This is a genomic window from Sphingopyxis sp. TUF1, assembly GCF_036687315.1.
Lineage (GTDB): Bacteria > Pseudomonadota > Alphaproteobacteria > Sphingomonadales > Sphingomonadaceae > Sphingopyxis > Sphingopyxis kveilinensis.
Genome location: NZ_CP144683.1, coordinates 1,053,644 through 1,068,709, shown reverse-complemented (window position 1 = coordinate 1,068,709; position 15,066 = coordinate 1,053,644). Strand labels below are relative to the sequence as shown.

The 15,066-nt window shown below is 69.0% G+C and carries 10 protein-coding genes; 3 read left to right on the top strand and 7 right to left on the bottom strand.

What is annotated here, in order from left to right:
* Nucleotides 1-63 precede the first annotated feature (63 nt).
* From VSX77_RS05015 to VSX77_RS16435, 3 genes are all read left to right on the top strand, one after another.
* Entirely contained in the window at nucleotides 64-1,497 is a 1,434-nt protein-coding gene (locus tag VSX77_RS05015) for an aldehyde dehydrogenase family protein (protein ID WP_338426563.1), read from the top strand.
* A gap of 169 nt (nucleotides 1,498-1,666) precedes the next feature.
* Nucleotides 1,667-2,893 carry a bifunctional glutamate N-acetyltransferase/amino-acid acetyltransferase ArgJ gene (gene argJ / locus VSX77_RS05010; protein ID WP_338426562.1) on the top strand — a complete coding sequence of 409 codons (1,227 nt, stop codon included), beginning with the start codon at nucleotides 1,667-1,669 and terminating at the stop codon, nucleotides 2,891-2,893.
* Between the two features lie 186 nt (nucleotides 2,894-3,079).
* A complete protein-coding gene (locus VSX77_RS16435) occupies nucleotides 3,080-3,208 on the top strand; it encodes an SEC-C metal-binding domain-containing protein (protein WP_422397304.1) in 129 nt (42 codons plus the stop codon).
* Between the two features lie 40 nt (nucleotides 3,209-3,248).
* On the opposite strand, the gene trxA is transcribed toward VSX77_RS16435, so the two are convergent.
* The 7 genes from trxA to VSX77_RS04975 form a co-directional block, all read right to left on the bottom strand.
* On the bottom strand, nucleotides 3,249-3,569 hold the full coding sequence (gene trxA / locus VSX77_RS05005) for a thioredoxin TrxA (RefSeq protein ID WP_338426561.1): 321 nt from the start codon (nucleotides 3,567-3,569) through the stop codon (nucleotides 3,249-3,251).
* A gap of 33 nt (nucleotides 3,570-3,602) precedes the next feature.
* Entirely contained in the window at nucleotides 3,603-7,091 is a 3,489-nt protein-coding gene (gene addA, locus VSX77_RS05000; RefSeq protein ID WP_338426560.1) for a double-strand break repair helicase AddA, read from the bottom strand.
* Nucleotides 7,088-10,096, bottom strand: coding sequence for a double-strand break repair protein AddB (gene addB / locus VSX77_RS04995; protein WP_338426559.1), 3,009 nt, complete (start codon nucleotides 10,094-10,096; stop codon nucleotides 7,088-7,090). Before addB ends, addA begins: the two co-directional genes overlap by 4 nt.
* A 100-nt stretch (nucleotides 10,097-10,196) precedes the next feature.
* Nucleotides 10,197-10,922: a nucleotidyltransferase family protein gene (locus tag VSX77_RS04990; protein ID WP_338426558.1), complete on the bottom strand. Its 726-nt coding sequence runs from the start codon at nucleotides 10,920-10,922 to the stop codon at nucleotides 10,197-10,199.
* Entirely contained in the window at nucleotides 10,913-11,896 is a 984-nt protein-coding gene (locus VSX77_RS04985; protein WP_338426557.1) for an aminoglycoside phosphotransferase family protein, read from the bottom strand. The genes VSX77_RS04990 and VSX77_RS04985 overlap by 10 nt, the downstream gene beginning before the upstream one ends.
* The gene (tsaE, locus tag VSX77_RS04980; RefSeq protein ID WP_338426556.1) at nucleotides 11,881-12,330 is read right to left on the bottom strand and encodes a tRNA (adenosine(37)-N6)-threonylcarbamoyltransferase complex ATPase subunit type 1 TsaE; all 450 of its coding nucleotides are present in this window, start codon (nucleotides 12,328-12,330) and stop codon (nucleotides 11,881-11,883) included. Before tsaE ends, VSX77_RS04985 begins: the two co-directional genes overlap by 16 nt.
* Before the next feature lie 276 nt (nucleotides 12,331-12,606).
* Nucleotides 12,607-14,964 carry a PAS domain-containing sensor histidine kinase gene (locus VSX77_RS04975; RefSeq protein ID WP_338427217.1) on the bottom strand — a complete coding sequence of 786 codons (2,358 nt, stop codon included), beginning with the start codon at nucleotides 14,962-14,964 and terminating at the stop codon, nucleotides 12,607-12,609.
* Nucleotides 14,965-15,066: the final 102 nt, after the last annotated feature.

Here is a 15,066-nt window from a genome sequence, read left to right as displayed (position 1 = left end):
ATTCGCAGCGGCCATTAGGTAGCAATCCGAGACGCATTCAGACACGCCGATGGGAGACAGGACATGAGCACCGAAACGCACCTCAAGCAGCATTACATCGGCGGCCGGTGGGTCGATTCGAAGGGTGGCAAGCTCCACGACGTCATCAATCCCGCCACCGAAGAGCCGGCGTCGACCGTCGTGCTCGGCACCGCGGCCGACGTCGACGATGCGGTCGCGGCGGCGAAGGAAGCCTTCAAGAGCTTCTCGCAGACGACGCGCGAAGAGCGGCTTGAGCTGCTGAACCGCATCGTCGAGGAATATAAGAAGCGCGGGGCCGACCTTGCCAAATCGATGGCGGCCGAAATGGGCGCGCCGGTGAGCTTTGCGGGCACCGCGCAGGTCGGCGCGGGCATCGGCGGCTTCCTGGGCACGATCGCGGCCCTCAAAGATTTCAGCTTCACCGAAAAATATGCCGCGGGCGTCATTGCCTATGAACCGATCGGCGTCGTCGGCATGATCACGCCGTGGAACTGGCCGCTCAACCAAATCGCGCTCAAGGTCGCTCCCGCGCTCGCCGCGGGCAACACGATGGTGCTGAAGCCGTCGGAGGAATGCCCCGGCAATGCGGTGATCTTTGCCGAGATTCTCGAAGCTGCGGGCGTGCCGCCGGGCGTGTTCAATCTGGTGCAGGGCGACGGCCCGACCGTCGGCCATGCGATCAGCGCGCATCCCGGCATCGACATGGTGAGCTTCACCGGATCGACCCGCGCGGGCATCCTCGTCGCCAAGGCGGCGGCCGATACGGTTAAGCGCGTGCATCAGGAGCTGGGCGGCAAGTCGCCGAACATCGTCCTGCCCGACGCCGATTTCGAGGCAGTGCTGCCGCCGACGGTGCAGGGCGTGCTGGTCAACACCGGCCAGAGCTGCATCGCGCCGACGCGTATCCTGGTCCAGAAGGAGCGCGAGGCCGAAGCGGTCGGCGTCATCAAGGCGATGTTCGACGGGACGCAGGTCGGCGATCCGATGAGCGAGGGCGGCCATATCGGTCCCGTCGTCAACAAGGCGCAGTTCGAAAAGATCCAGGGCCTGATCCAGTCGGCGATCGACGAAGGGGCGACGCTGGAGACCGGCGGCACCGGCCTGCCGAGCAACGTCAACCGCGGCTATTACATCAAGCCGACGGTCTTTTCGGGGGTCACCCCCGACATGCGTATCGCGAAGGAAGAGGTGTTCGGCCCCGTCGCCACCGTGATGGCCTATGACACGCTCGACGAAGCGGTCGAGATCGCCAACGACACCGAATATGGCTTGTCTGCCGTGATCTCGGGCGATCCGGCCAAGGCGGCCGATGTAGCACCGAAGCTTCGCGCCGGCATGGTCGCCGTCAACGCCTGGGGCCCCGGTCCGGGCGCGGCGTTCGGCGGGTACAAGGCGTCGGGCAACGGCCGCGAAGGCGGCGTATTCGGGCTGAAGGATTTCATGGAAGTGAAGTCGATCAGCGGCATTCCGGCGTAATCTACTTGCGCCCTCCCCTTTAGGGGAGGGCAGCGAAACTAGGCAGCTTGCTGCCTAGTTGCAGCGGGTGGGGTTCATCGGCCTTGCGCAAGGCCGATGGACCCACCCCAACCCCTCCCCTGAAGGGGAGGGGCTTTTGATTCCCGCTACCAACCGCTATGCGCCCCGCATGATCACGCGCTCTCCGCTCGCCCCCGCCGCCTTCCCCGACCTCCCCGACATTGCCGGGGTAACGCGCCGCGTTGCGCGTGCGCGGTACAAGGATTGGGATCGCTGCGACCTTACCTATGTCGAGCTGGCCCCCGGCACCACCGTCGCAGGCGTGTTCACGCGCAATGTCTGTTGCTCGTCCGAAGTCGAGATGGGGCGCGCACAGGTGAAGGGCGGCGCCGCGCGCGCGCTGATCGTCAATGCGGGCAACAGCAATGCGTTCACCGGCTATCGCGGGCGCGAGGCGGTCGAGGCGATCATGACACAGGTCGCGGACCATCTCGGCTGCGCGCCGGGCGAGGTGTTCGTGAGCTCGACCGGGGTCATCGGCGTGCCTTTGCCGAAGGACAAGGCGCGCGCGGGCGTGGCGGCGGCGCTGACGGCCGAGCCTTGCGCGTGGGAAGCCGCGGCCGAAACGATCGGCACCACCGACACCTTTGCCAAGGGGGCGGCATCGAGTGCGATCGTCGAAGGTCGGACCGTCCAAGTGGCGGGCATCGTCAAGGGATCGGGGATGATCGCGCCCGACATGGCGACAATGCTCGGCTATATCTTCACCGACGCCGCGGTCGCGCCCGCGCTCTTGCAGGACATGCTGAGCGAGGCGACCGGCGGGACGTTCAATGCCATCACCGTCGACAGCGACACCTCGACCAGCGACACGGTGCTGCTGTTCGCGACGGGGCAGGCGGGCAATACCATGCTCACCACGCGCGACGATCCCGGTGCCGATGCGCTGTACGCAGCGATCCGCGAGGTCGCGCTCGACCTTGCGCAACAGGTGGTGCGCGACGGCGAGGGCGCGTCGAAATTCATCGAGGTGCAGGTGAGCGGAGCCGTCAGCGACGACAGCGCCCGGCGCGTAGCGCTGTCGATCGCCAATTCGCCGCTGGTCAAAACCGCGATCGCGGGCGAGGATGCGAACTGGGGCCGCGTGGTGATGGCGGTGGGCAAGGCGGGCGAACCCGCCGACCGCGATCGCCTCGCGATCCGTTTCGGCGATCATTGGGTCGCGAAGGACGGGCTGCCGGTCGACGGTTATGAGGAGGCGCCGGTGGCAGCGCACCTCAAAGGACAGGACATCCGCATCGGCGCCGACCTGGGGCTGGGCGAAGGCCGTGCGACGGTGTGGACGTGCGACCTGACGCATGGATATATCAGCATCAACGCCGACTATCGCAGTTGATCTCTTTTTGTTAGGGGCCGCCGGCGCGCAACACAGCGCGCCAATCATAGGAGGCCGTCATGGTACGCCAAAAGGACTTCGCCGACCTGCCCTGCTTTCGAGGCCAGCTCGAAACGGCGTAAAGGTTATCCCTCCGAAACACAGGTCAAGCGGGGACACCGCTTCGTCCACGGCGACAAGGAACTCATCGAAAAACTCGGTCGCAAGGATCCATGTCCGTGTGGGTCAGGGCAGAGGTTTCCGCAACTGCTGCCTGACATCGGGTCGGTTTCGACGGATCCGAACGCCATGACTATTGGCGTTAATGACCGATAGAAGAACCCCGACGTCGGCTCCGACGTCGGGGAACTTTTGATTACAGCGCGCCTTCCAGCCAGCCCTTGAGCGCGCTTTTCGGCGCGGCGCCGACTTTGGTGTCGGCGATTTCGCCATTTTTGAACAGGATCATCGTCGGGATGCCGCGCACGCCATATTTGCCCGGCGCGTCGGGATGGTCGTCGATGTTGAGCTTCGCGATGACGACCTTGCCGGCGAGTTCGTCCGAAATCTCTTCGAGCGCAGGGCCGATCATCTTGCACGGGGTGCACCATTCGGCCCAGAAATCGACAAGCACGGGGGTGTCGCTGTCGAGCACGTCGGCCTGAAAGCTCGCGTCGGTAATGGCTTTGGTACCCATGATCTGCACTCCTGAAATATCGTTGTTGCCAAGCTAGGGCGTCGGCGCGTCCGGCTCAAGGGCGGAACCCGGCAAATTCGCCTTGGTTGCCGCCAAGCCGGGCTTGTGCGCGTCGAGCAGCGCGTCGTCGAGGCCGATCAGCCGCGGCGCGGCCGTGTAGAGCAGCGCCGCCGCAACGCGCCGCCCCGGAAAGATCACGCGCAGCGCGTCGCGATACGCCGCCATCTGGCGCAGATAGGCGGTCTGGACCTCGGCGGCATTTGCAGGGATATGGCGCCCGGTCTTGTAGTCGATTACCGTCACCGCGTCGGCCGTGACGCGCAGGCGGTCGACGATCCCCGCGACGACCACGCCATCGACCACCGCCGACAACGGCACTTCGGCGAGGCTGCCGGGACCGAACAGCGGCGCGTGCGCGGGATCGTCCAGCACCGCGAGCACCTCATCGACCATCGCCGCGCGTGCCGGATCGTCCAGCGCCGGAGCTTGCACCGCCAACCAGTGCATTGCGGCGATGCGGCGGCGTTCGGGCGCAACGGGCGGCAGCCGCTCGAACAATGCGTGGAGCAGCAGGCCGCGCGTCACCGCGGCGCCGCGCTCGCCCCCCTGCGGCGGCGCGGCGACATCGTCGTCGCCGAGCGCCGACGGGGCGAGCGGACGCGGCGGGCGTGCTTCCTCGGGTGCGGGACGCGTCGCCCAAGCGGGGATCGAAAGCAGAGGTGCGGCGATAACCGGCGTCTCGCGTCGCCGCCCCCACGCCTTGGCATTCGCGGCGTGGACGCGCTTTTGCCCCCAGCGCGGTCCAGCGTCCTGCCAGCCGAGCCCCATGCCCTCCATCACCCGGTCGACCGCGCCGTGCCAGCATTGGTCGGGGACCGAGCGGTCCTCCGCCTTGGTGATGCCGGTGACGACCAGCAATTCCTCGGCGCGCGTCATCGCGACGTACAGCAGGCGCCAATGTTCCTCGATCTCGGCGCGCGCCTTGGCGTCGTGCGCGGCGGCGATCCGCCCGTGACGTTCCTCTTTGGACAGCGCAAAGACGGGCAGCTTGTCCCAACCTTCGAGCGCGAGATCGAAACCGCGCAGACGCTGGTCGGGATCGTCGGTCGCATCGGCAAGGATAACGATCGGCGCCTGCAGGCCTTTCGAGCCGTGGACGGTCATCACACGCACAACGTCGCTGCGCGCTTCGGTCTGGCGCTTGATGTCGGCGCGGCTCGCCTCGATTTCACTCAGGAAGCCGAGCAGCGAGGGCGTGTGCTGGTGCTCAAAGGCGAGCGCCTGGTTCAAAAGCTCGTCGATCGGATCGCGCGCCTCACGCCCAAGCCGCGCATATAGCCGCCGCCGCCCCTGCATCGGCCCCGACAGGATGCGGTCGAGGAAGCGGTGCGGCGTCGTGAAATCGGCCATGCCGAGCAACTGGCGGAGCGCCGCCATGGTTCCGGCGGGCACCTCGGCTTCGCGCGTGCGGAGTTGTTCCCACAGCGCGCGCTTGCCGCGGCCGTGCGCAAAGGCGAAGAGATCTTCCTGCGACCAGCCGATCAGCGGCGAGACGAGCAAGGCGGCGAGATTGAGGTCGTCGAGCGGCTGGACCGCAAAGCGCATCGCGGCGAGCAGATCCTGCACGCCGAGCGGCTGCGTCAGCGCGAAGCGATCGACCCCCGCGACGGGCACGCCCAGCGACTGCAACCGCGCGACGATGCGCGCGGCAAGGTCGCGGCGGCGGCGGACGAGGATCAGAATGTCGCCCGGTGCAACGCTGCGCCCGTCCTTGCCGTGGCGGATCCAGTCCTGCACCTCGTCGGCAAGCGCGCGCGACAGGCGGAGGCTCGCGGGATCGCTCGCGGGCGCGAGCGCACCGGTGCCGTCGTCCCCGGCGTCGACGTCGGCCGCTTCCTCGCTCTCGCCTTCCGCCGCCAGCGCCTTGCCGACGGGCAGCGGCTGCCACAGCTCGACGCGGCCGGGGTGCGCGCTGCGGAAGGGGAGGTGCGGCGGCTCGTCGCTCGCCAGCCCCATCAGTTCGGTGCCGCCATCGGCAACCCATGCATCGACGACGTCGAGCACCGCGGGGCTGGAGCGGTAGTTGGTGACCAGATCGACCTCGGCAAAGGGGTGACCGCCGTCGAGCGCGCGCTCGCCGAACCGGATGCGCGCCGCCTCGAATGCCGCGGGCTCGGTGCCCTGAAAGCCGAAAATCGCCTGCTTTCGGTCGCCGACGGTGAACATCGTCCGGACGCGTTCGTCCTTGGCGCCCGCACCGGCGAAAAATTCCCCGGCAAGCGCGGCGACGATCGCCCATTGGCGGGTGTTGGTATCCTGCGCCTCGTCGACCAAAATATGATCGGTGCGCTGGTCGAGCTTGAAACGCACCCATTCGCCGAACTGGCCGAGGCGGAGCAGCGACCCGGCAATCGCGATCAAATCGTCGAAATCGGCGAGCCCGCCCTCACGCTTGGCGAGCGCATAAGCCTCGGCAAAACGGCTGCCCAGATCCCATGCCGCCGCGAGATCGTCGGTGACCGCCATTGCGCGCGCGGTGGCAAGCAGCGCTTGTGCCGCCTCGACGATCGCCACCGCGCTGTCGATGCAGTCGGTCATCCGCCCCTTGTCGCCTGCAAAATCGGCGCGCAATTCGCCCTTGCCGGTGAGGAAGCAGCCGAGCAGTTCGCCAAGCATCGCGGCGCGCACGGGCGCGTCGGCGGCGAGCCACCGCGCCATGGCGTCGGCGCAGCCGAGCCCGGTCTTGGTGCCCCAGCTCGTTCCGCTCGTCGCAACCGCGCGAACATGAGCATCGCTGATCGCGTCCGCGGCAAGTTCGGTCGTGAGCCACGCTTCGGCATCGCCGTCGGGAAGCCCGAGCGCGGCGCGCAGATCGCGACCGCGCGGCGGCAGGAGGCGCGTCTGGAACGGGGCGGCGAAGGCGTGGGCGCAGCGTGTCAGGAACGTCATCGCTGCATCCTGTCCCATCCGCCGCGACAGCATCGCCGCCGCAGCGCGCATTGTCTCACCGTCGCTGCCCGGTTCGGCGAGCAGCTTCGACAGCACCTGCCGCTGCAATTCGGCGGCCTCGCCCTCTTCGAGCGCGCGGAAGCCGGGCAAGATCTTCGCCTCGAGCGGGAAGCTGGCGAGCAAGGTCTGGCAGAAGCTGTGGATCGTTTGCACCCGGATCGCGCCCGCCGCGCTGTCAATCACCGTGGCGAACAGCGACCGCGCGCGGTCGAGGATGCCCGGCTCCTGCCAGTCGGCACCCAGCGCGTTGAGATCGAGCCGGAGATCGCCGTCGCTCATCCGCACCCACATTGCCAGCCGTTCGTGGATGCGGTGCGCCATTTCGGCGGCACCCGCTTTGGTAAAGGTGATGCAGAGGATCGCGTCGGGCGCGACGCCTGCGAGCATCAGCCGCAGCACGCGCGCCGAGAGCACCTGCGTCTTGCCCGTCCCCGCCGACGCGCCGAGCCAGACATGCTCGTCGGGCCGGGCGGCGGCTTGCTGCGCAGGGTCGAGATCGTGAAGCCGCGTCATGGCGCGCCTCCATTGTCCCGCTCGCCGCCGCGCCCGAACCATTCGTCGCGGCGCATCAACTGATCGTAATCGGTGAAGCGCCGCGCGGCGTCGCCTGGCGCGAACGGGCTATCGCCGAGCAGGTAGTCGGCGGTGAGGTCGGCGAAGGCGTCAAAAGCGCGCGCGACCGCCTCCTCGGCGGTCTTGAGCTTGCGGCGGCTGCCGTGCGTCGGCGCGATGCTGCCGTCGGTTCCTTTGGCGCGATCGGGCTTGAGGCTCCAATATTCGAGCGCGTGGATCGGCCCCGCGGCGACGCCGTCGATCTTGCCCATTTCAGCGAGCAGGCCGAGCAGGCCGAGCTGGTTGTCGAGGCCTTCGGCGGCGGCGCTGCCGCTCGGCGCGGCGCCGGTCTTGTAATCGACGACAGCGAGGCTGCCGTCGGTAAGGCGGTCGATGCGGTCGGCCTTGCCCGTCAGGCGGATGCCGCCGAGCTCATGGACGCCGCTGGCCTCGCTCGCGACGGGTTCGCGACCCGCGGCGCGACCTTCCCACACGCGCGCGGCGGCCCAGCGCAGCGCGGGTTCGATACGCGGAAACCAAAAGGCGCGCGCGAGCGCATCGAGCGCGGGGTCGTCATGGAGGCGCGCGAGTTCGGCTTCGAGCGCTTCGGGCGTCGCCCCCGCGCGCTGCCAATCCTCCATGAACGCGTGGACGCGCGTACCGAGCCAGCGCGGATCGGGCCCGGCGCGCAGCGGGTCGAGCACCGACAGGCGGAGGATGCGCCCGGCGTAAAAGGCGTAGGGATCCTTGGCGAGCAGATCGACGCCGGTGACGCTGATCTGGCCGGGGCGCGCGTCGGCGGGGGGGCAGGGGCGCGGCATCGGCGCGGGTTCGACCGGCCCCGGCGGCACATCGAGCGCGGCGGCGAGCGCGGTGACCGGCTGCCCGTCGAGTCGCGCTTCGGGGAGTTCGCCCGCGAGCGCCGTCAGCCGCAGCCAGAAGCGTGAGGCGACCGCGGGGTCGCCGCCGCTGCGCATCGCGCGCGTCACCACCACTTCGCGCGCGGCGAATGCGCCCGCGAAATCGTGCGCGGCCATCCCCTGTTGCCGGTCGGGCGCGGCGAGGCCGAGCATCCGGCGGATGCCGGGCGCGAGCCACGGGTCGGGGCTTTGCTGCGGCGGCCAGCGCCCCTCGTCGAGCCCGCCGAGGATCATCAGGTCGGCGCGCTGGAGCCGCGCCTCGAGCAAGCCCCAGATGAACAGCCGGGGGTGGCCGCCATAGGGCGGGCGGACATTTTCGCCCGACAGCAGGTCGGCGAGCATCGCAGGGAAGTCGGCGGGCGCGACCAGTGCCGGGCCATCGCCCTTCGCCATCGTCCAGCGGTCGAACAGATCGGACAGCGCGCGGCCTGCATGTCCCGTCCACGCCCCCTCGCCGGTCAACCAGCCAAGCGCGGCCTGCAATGCACCAAGCAGGGTAGCGGGCGGAACGGCATGGCCCGCCGTAAAGGGCGCGAGCGCGGCGCCGAGACCGGCGGCGACCTCGCTCCACCAGTCGCCGACCAGCCTGGCCTCACCATGGCCGCGCGCCGTGGCGTCGGCGGCGCGTTCGGCGATCCGTGCGGCGATGCCGTCCCATCCGGGCACCAGTCCCGGCCCGCGCAGCACGAGGTCGAGCCGCCGGACCTGATCGAGCCAGTCGAGCCGCCCTCCACCCGCTCGTACCAGCGGATGGCCGAGCAGCGCGATCAGCCGCACCGGGTCGAACGCCGCGGCAAATTCGGCGAGCAGCAACAGTAACGCGCCCGGGGGCAACTGCCCGAGCGGCTGGCCTGCGCTGTCGTCAACCGCAATGTCCCAGCGCGCAAGCGCCGCCGCGACGCGCGACGCCAGCGCGCGGTCGGGGGTAACGAGCGCCGCGGTGCGGCCCGGCGTTTCGAGCGCGTGGCGCATCATCAGCGCAATCCCCTGCGCCTCCTGCCCGTCGTCGGCGAAGGTCGCGGCGCTGACCCCGGCGATGCCGGGGCGGACATCGCCCGCATGCTGCCAGCGCGCGGTAAAAGCGGCGGGCGCGAAGAGTAGCGAGGTGAAGGCGGCGCGGGCATCGGGTCCGTCGAAGGGCGAGGCCGCGTCCCATTCCAATACCTCGTCGCGCGACACGCCCATGCGGCCGAGCAGCAGCTTCAGATGATATTGCGGGTGGGTTTCGAGCGGGCGTGCCGGATTTTCGGGGTCGGGTTTTACCGGGCCGAGCGCCTCCCATTCCTCCGACGCCATGCCAAGGTCGAGCCCCGGCAGCACGACCATGCCCTGCGGCAAATCGGCGACGGTGCGCAGCAGCCGCGCGATCGCGGGCGCGGCGGTGGTGACGCCCGCCGCGACGACGAAGCGCGCGGGCGGGGCGATCCGCCAGTTCCGGCTGACGCGGTCGAGCAGCCAGTTGCGGCGGTCAGCGCGGTCGATATGCCCCGTCGCGGCGAGCAGCGCGGGCCAATGCTCGACGAGCAGCGACAGCCGCCGCCACGACGCCTGCCAATGCTCGGCAAGGTCGCCGAGCGCGCTTTCGATGTCGGCGAGCCGCGCAGGTGCGACTTCCTCATAATGCAGCTGGTCGATCACCCGCCCCAGCCCCTCGGCAAGCTGGAACGCGGCGGCGCCGGTGACCGGCTCTTCGCTCGGCGGGTGGTGCGTCTCGATCAGGCGAGCGAGCATCAACCGGCGCTTCAGCGCGTCGATCGCGGGGGGAAGAGCGTCGCTCTCGTCGATCGGATCGAGCGCGAGCGCCACCGATTCGTCGAGGTCGGCATCGCCGATCACGACGAGCCGCGGCATCAACAGCCCCGCACCGCCCGCGCGCACAAACGCCGCCTGCACCGCGCTGCGCGCGCGGTTGCTCGGCAGCACGACCAGACCCTTGGCCAGCCCCAGCGCGCCGTCGGCGAAGCGGTCGATCAGCCCGGCGACGAGGGCATCGGCGAACGCCCGCTGGACGGGGATGGAGAACAGGGTGGGCTTGGTATCAGCCATCGAGTTCAAACGTCGTCATTGCGAGCGCAGCGAAGCAATCCAGAGCGGTTTACGCAACTCTGGATTGCTTCGCTGCGCTCGCAATGACGAATTGAGATTATCAAACCTCACTCAACGCCGCTTCGGTCGGCGCGATCGCCGCTGGGGTGCCGACGTCGAACCATTGTCCCATGTGCGACAGGCCGTAGAGCCGCCCTGCCGCGATCGCGCGGTCCCACAGGATATTCGTCGAAAAAGGGCCTTCGGGCGCCCCGTCCAGCAAGCGCCGCGAAACGAGCTGGATGCCGGTATAGACGAACGGCGCGATCCGCCCTGGCTTGCGGCGCGACAGCTTGCCGTCGCCGTCCATGTGGAAGTCGCCGCGGCCGCGATGCCCCGTCGCGCTCGCCTGCCGGATGACGAGCAGCAGCGCGTCCATCCGGGCATCGTCCCAGTGGCGCGCGAGGTGGCGGATGCTGTCCTGCGGCCCGTCGGTCCAGATATTGTCGCTGTTGACGATCAGGATCGGGTCGCCGGTGAGCAGCGGCAGCGCCTTTACCATCCCGCCGCCGGTTTCGAGCAGCTGCGCGCGCTCGTCGGATATAGCGATGGTGAAGCCGCGCTTCTGCTTGGCCAGATGCGCCTCCAGCGCGTCGGCGAGATAATGGACGTTGACGACGACATGGCCGATCCCCGCCGCCTCGATCCGGTCGAGGCTGTGATCGATCAGCGGCTTGCCCGCGACGCGCACCAGCGGCTTGGGCCGCGTCGCGGTCAAGGGGCGCATCCGCTTGCCGATCCCCGCCGCCATCACCATCGCGCTTTCGATCGTCGCCGTCACAGCCATGCCTCCGCCCGCTTTGCCGCGGGGATGTTGGCGTCGAACCATTGCCGGACGGGGACAAGCGCCGGGTGCGCCAGGTCGCGTTCGAGCAGGCCCCACATGCGCGGCTGGAACTGGCGGTAATATGGCTTGTTGTCGCGTTTCCAAAGGCGGACGAAAACGCCCAGAATGCGCGTGTTGCGCTGCGCCGCGAGCGCCCAATAGGCATCCTCGATGTCGCGTCCCGTCGCCGCCTGGTAGCGCGCGAGCATCGCTGCCTCGACCGCCGGGCTGACGTCGCGCCGCGCATCTTCGAGGACCGAGGCGAGGTCATAGGCCGGGTGGCCGATCAGCGCGTCCTGAAAATCGAGCAGTCCGTAACGGGCAAGCCCGTCCTGCCCCCCGACGAGCATGATGTTTTCGGCGTGGAAATCGCGCAGCACGGTAACGCGCGGCAAGCCATCCTTCTCGACCGGCGACAACGCCGCCTCCCATGCGGTGCGAAACGCATCGCGATCGACGGAGATCTCCAGCGCCGGGCAATACCAGTCGGCGAACAGCATCACCTCATCCAGCCATTGCTCGAGCCCGTGTACCACAAGCCCCGGCATCGGCGGCTGTGCATGGAGATGGATCAGCAGGTCGGTGACGCCGCTGTACCAGGCGGTTTCGCGGTCGAGTGCGGCATCGACCGTCTCGCGCAGCCGCACGTCGCCGAAATCCTCGATCAGCAGCAGGCCGGTTTCCAGATCGCGCGCGAGGATCGTCGGCGCGTTCAGCCCCGCGCCGCACAGATATTCGGCGACAGCGATGAAGGGCCGCGGGTCTTCGTGCGGCGGCGGCGCGTCCATCAGCACTGCGCGCCGGTCGCCATCGACGATCCGGAAATAGCGGCGGAAGGACGCATCGCCCGCCAGCGGCAAGATCCGGGCGTCACCCCAGCCATGCGCGGCGAGGAAAGCGGGCGCATGGTCGGGCGGAATCATGGGAGCGGCCATCGCGCCTCCCAAGCGGGCGGCACTGTCGCTGTCAAGACGCGGCGCTCGCCTTCGCCGGAAATCGTGAGCGCGAGCGCATCGGGCCAGACTTCGCCGCCGAGCCGCTCGGGCCATTCGATCAGCAGTGCGCCGTCGTAAAGATAATCGTCGAGGCCGAGCTCGATGAGCTCGTCGGGCTCCTCGATCCGGTACAGATCGACGTGCGCGATGGGCAGGTCGACCTCGGGCGGCGCATAGGGTTGGACGATCGCGAAGGTCGGGCTGGGCGCGTCGCCGGCGAGCCCGCGCGCCTTCAGCATCGCGCGCGCCAGCGTCGTCTTGCCCGCGCCAAGACCGCCCGACAGCAGCACGACGTCGCCGGGTGCGAGCACACCGCCGATCGCCGCGCCGATGGCGTCGGCTTCGTCGAGACTATAGGGGCGACGGAATTGCATGGCCGTGTCGGGATTGATTCGCGCAGAGGCGCAGAGATCGCAGAGATTTTTGGCTCACGCGGAGACGCGGAGACGCGGAGAATATCCGGGCCGACAGGCCCTTCAATCTCTCGAATGCTGAATTCTGAAGCGAGGTCGGAAGAGGGAAGCCGCTTCGCGGAACGCACAATTTCTCCGCGTCTCCGCGTCTCCGCGCGAATCTTTTTTTCTCTGCGCGCTCTGCGCCTCTGCGCGAATCCTTCGTCGCTCCAGGAAGAGGCAAAGCGCGAAACAGCATCACGTCCCGCGCGGCAGGCTGATGCGCACCAGCGTTCCTTGTCCCGCCTCGCTCACCACTTCCATCGTGCCCCCGTGCGCGGCGACGAGCTGGCGCGCGAGCGCGAGGCCGATGCCGCCGGTGTCGGTGCCCGCCTGCTGCCCCTTCGCGACCGCGGCGGCGTCTTCGGGCATTCCGGGCCCGTTGTCGGACACGATGATGTCGATCCCGCGCTTGTCGCCGTTGGCGTGCAGCAGCACGCGGCCGTCGGATTTGCGCGTCGGCGCGGTGAAGCGCACCGCATTGTCGAGCAGCCCGGCGACAAGGCGCGACAGCCGCGGCGCGTCGCCGTCGATCTCGCCAAGGTCGGCGGCGATGTTGCCGACCAGTTCGACCCTTTCGGCATCCGCGAAGGGCCGCGTGTCCTGTAGCGCCTTTTCGAGCAGCGCGCCGACGTCGACCGGCGCGCGTTCGATCGCCAGCGTCCCGGCCTCGCCCTGCGCCAGATCGAGCACATTGTCGATCTGGCGACCGAGCACCGCGACCGAATCCATGATCGCATCGACATAGGCGCGCTGCTGGTCGCCCAGCTTGCCGGCATAGCCCGACTGCAGCATCTCGCCGAACCCGCCGATTGAGGTCAGCGGCGTGCGCAGTTCGTAACTCATCCGCGACAGGAAGGCGGTCTTGGCCTTGTCGGCCGCCTCCAGCGCTTCGTTGCGCTCGCGGAGTGCGCCCTCGACCTTCCGGCTTGCGGTGATGTCGAGCATGATGAGCAGCGCATTTCCGTCGGGCAGCGGGATCGAGGCGAAGTCGAACCAGCGTCCGTCGGCGAAACCGATTTCGCCGCCGCGCTGTTGCCGTTCCAGCGTCGCGGCGCGGATGACTTCCTGCACCACGCTGATCTGGTTCGGCTTCACGAGCCGGTCGGCGAGCCCGCCCATCAGCACGTCGACGCGCGGGTGCGCAGCGAGCGTGGGCTCGTCGATGCCCCACAGGCGGCGGAAGCGCTGGTTCCAGAGATGGAGGCGGCCATCGGGGGCAAAGACGGCCACCGCCTCGAACAGATTGTCGAAGGTCGCAGTGCGCACGCGCAGCAGGGTGTCGCGTGCGCCGGCCAGCTGCACCTGCTCGGTCTTGTCCTCGGCGATCAGCAGCAATCCGCCGTCGGGCGTCGGCTGCGCGACGACGTGCAGGTGGGTGCCGTCGCGCAGCAGCCAATCCTCTTCGCTCGCGTGCGGCAGCGCGAACCAGTCGACATGCGTCTGTCGCCATTCGGGATAGTCGCGCACCTCGGGCGTCCGCCCGCGTTCGCGCCATGCGTCGAGCAGCCGCGCGAACGGCCGCGCCTCCGCCACATCTTCCGGCTCCAGCCCGAACAGGCGGCGAAAGGGCAGGTTGGCAAAGGCAAGGCCCTGGTCGGGGCCGAATTGCGCGACCGCCGCCGACAATCGGTCGAGCAGCTCGCGCTGCGTATCGACGAAGCGGCGGTGCGCGCCGCGCTCGCTTTCCAGTTCCTGAATGTCGATTGCATAGCCCGCGATGCCGATCACGCGGCCCCCCTCGGGCGCGAGCGGTACGTCGACGACGCGCATGATCCGCCGCTCACCCTCGATCGTCACCGGGATGGTGCGGAGCTCAGCCGACCCCGAAGCGCGCGCGGCCTCGGCGGCATCGACGGCGCTGACCCCGGCGACGGTTTCGCACAGCTCGATGCCGCCGTCGATCACCGCGGCGGCGCTCTTCGCCTCGACCGCGCGGACATAGGCGGCGTTGACGAGCGCAAGCCGCAAGTCGGTGTCGCGGAACCACATCGGGAAGGGTGCGGCTTCGATCAGTCCCGACAAGGCCTCGAACGCCGCCATTGCTTCGTCGCGCTCCTGTCGCGCATGCGCGAGCGCCTGCTGCCCGTCGGTCGCATCGCTGAGCCACAACAACACGCATCCCGCCCCGCCGACCGCTTCCGGAGCGGCGGCGCCGTGGACGATGATCGTGCGGTGGCTGCCCTCGGGTTTCAGGCTGAGCTGAAAGGGCTTGGCCCCGCGCTGCGCGCCAAGGATCGCCTGGCGCAGCGCGTCGTGCGCCGCCGCGTCCAGGCCAGCGCCGATCCCCCGCAGTTCGTCGAAACTGCGCGGCCCGCGGTCGAGCCCGAGCCAGCGGCCCAGCCGCTCGCTCGCCTCGATCCGCCAGTCGGCGCGGACGATCACCGGCAGCTGCGGCGAGGCTTCGACCAGACTCGCCAGCCGTTCGGCCTGCCCCGCGACAAACGCCGAACGCCGCTGCATCGCGATCCCGCGCAAGGTCGCCCACACGCCGGCGAGCAGCCACAGCGCCGCGAACAGGCCAAGGGCAAAGATCGCCGCCGAAGACAGGATCATCGCGGGCGCGCCGACGGGTGCGAAAAACAAGGGTCGAAGCGGTCAGCCATGCGCCCGGCCCTATCGCCTGTTCATCGCTTCTTCAATGACCCGACGAGGGCC

Coding starts and splice junctions, on each gene's coding strand:
- VSX77_RS05015 (WP_338426563.1), top strand. CDS start 64: ATGAGCACCGAAACGCACCTCAAGCAGCATTACATCGGCGGCCGGTGG.
- argJ (WP_338426562.1), top strand. CDS start 1,667: ATGATCACGCGCTCTCCGCTCGCCCCCGCCGCCTTCCCCGACCTCCCC.
- trxA (WP_338426561.1), bottom strand. CDS start 3,569: ATGGGTACCAAAGCCATTACCGACGCGAGCTTTCAGGCCGACGTGCTC.
- addA (WP_338426560.1), bottom strand. CDS start 7,091: ATGACGCGGCTTCACGATCTCGACCCTGCGCAGCAAGCCGCCGCCCGG.
- addB (WP_338426559.1), bottom strand. CDS start 10,096: ATGGCTGATACCAAGCCCACCCTGTTCTCCATCCCCGTCCAGCGGGCG.
- VSX77_RS04990 (WP_338426558.1), bottom strand. CDS start 10,922: ATGGCTGTGACGGCGACGATCGAAAGCGCGATGGTGATGGCGGCGGGG.
- VSX77_RS04985 (WP_338426557.1), bottom strand. CDS start 11,896: ATGGCCGCTCCCATGATTCCGCCCGACCATGCGCCCGCTTTCCTCGCC.
- tsaE (WP_338426556.1), bottom strand. CDS start 12,330: ATGCAATTCCGTCGCCCCTATAGTCTCGACGAAGCCGACGCCATCGGC.
- VSX77_RS04975 (WP_338427217.1), bottom strand. CDS start 14,964: ATGATCCTGTCTTCGGCGGCGATCTTTGCCCTTGGCCTGTTCGCGGCG.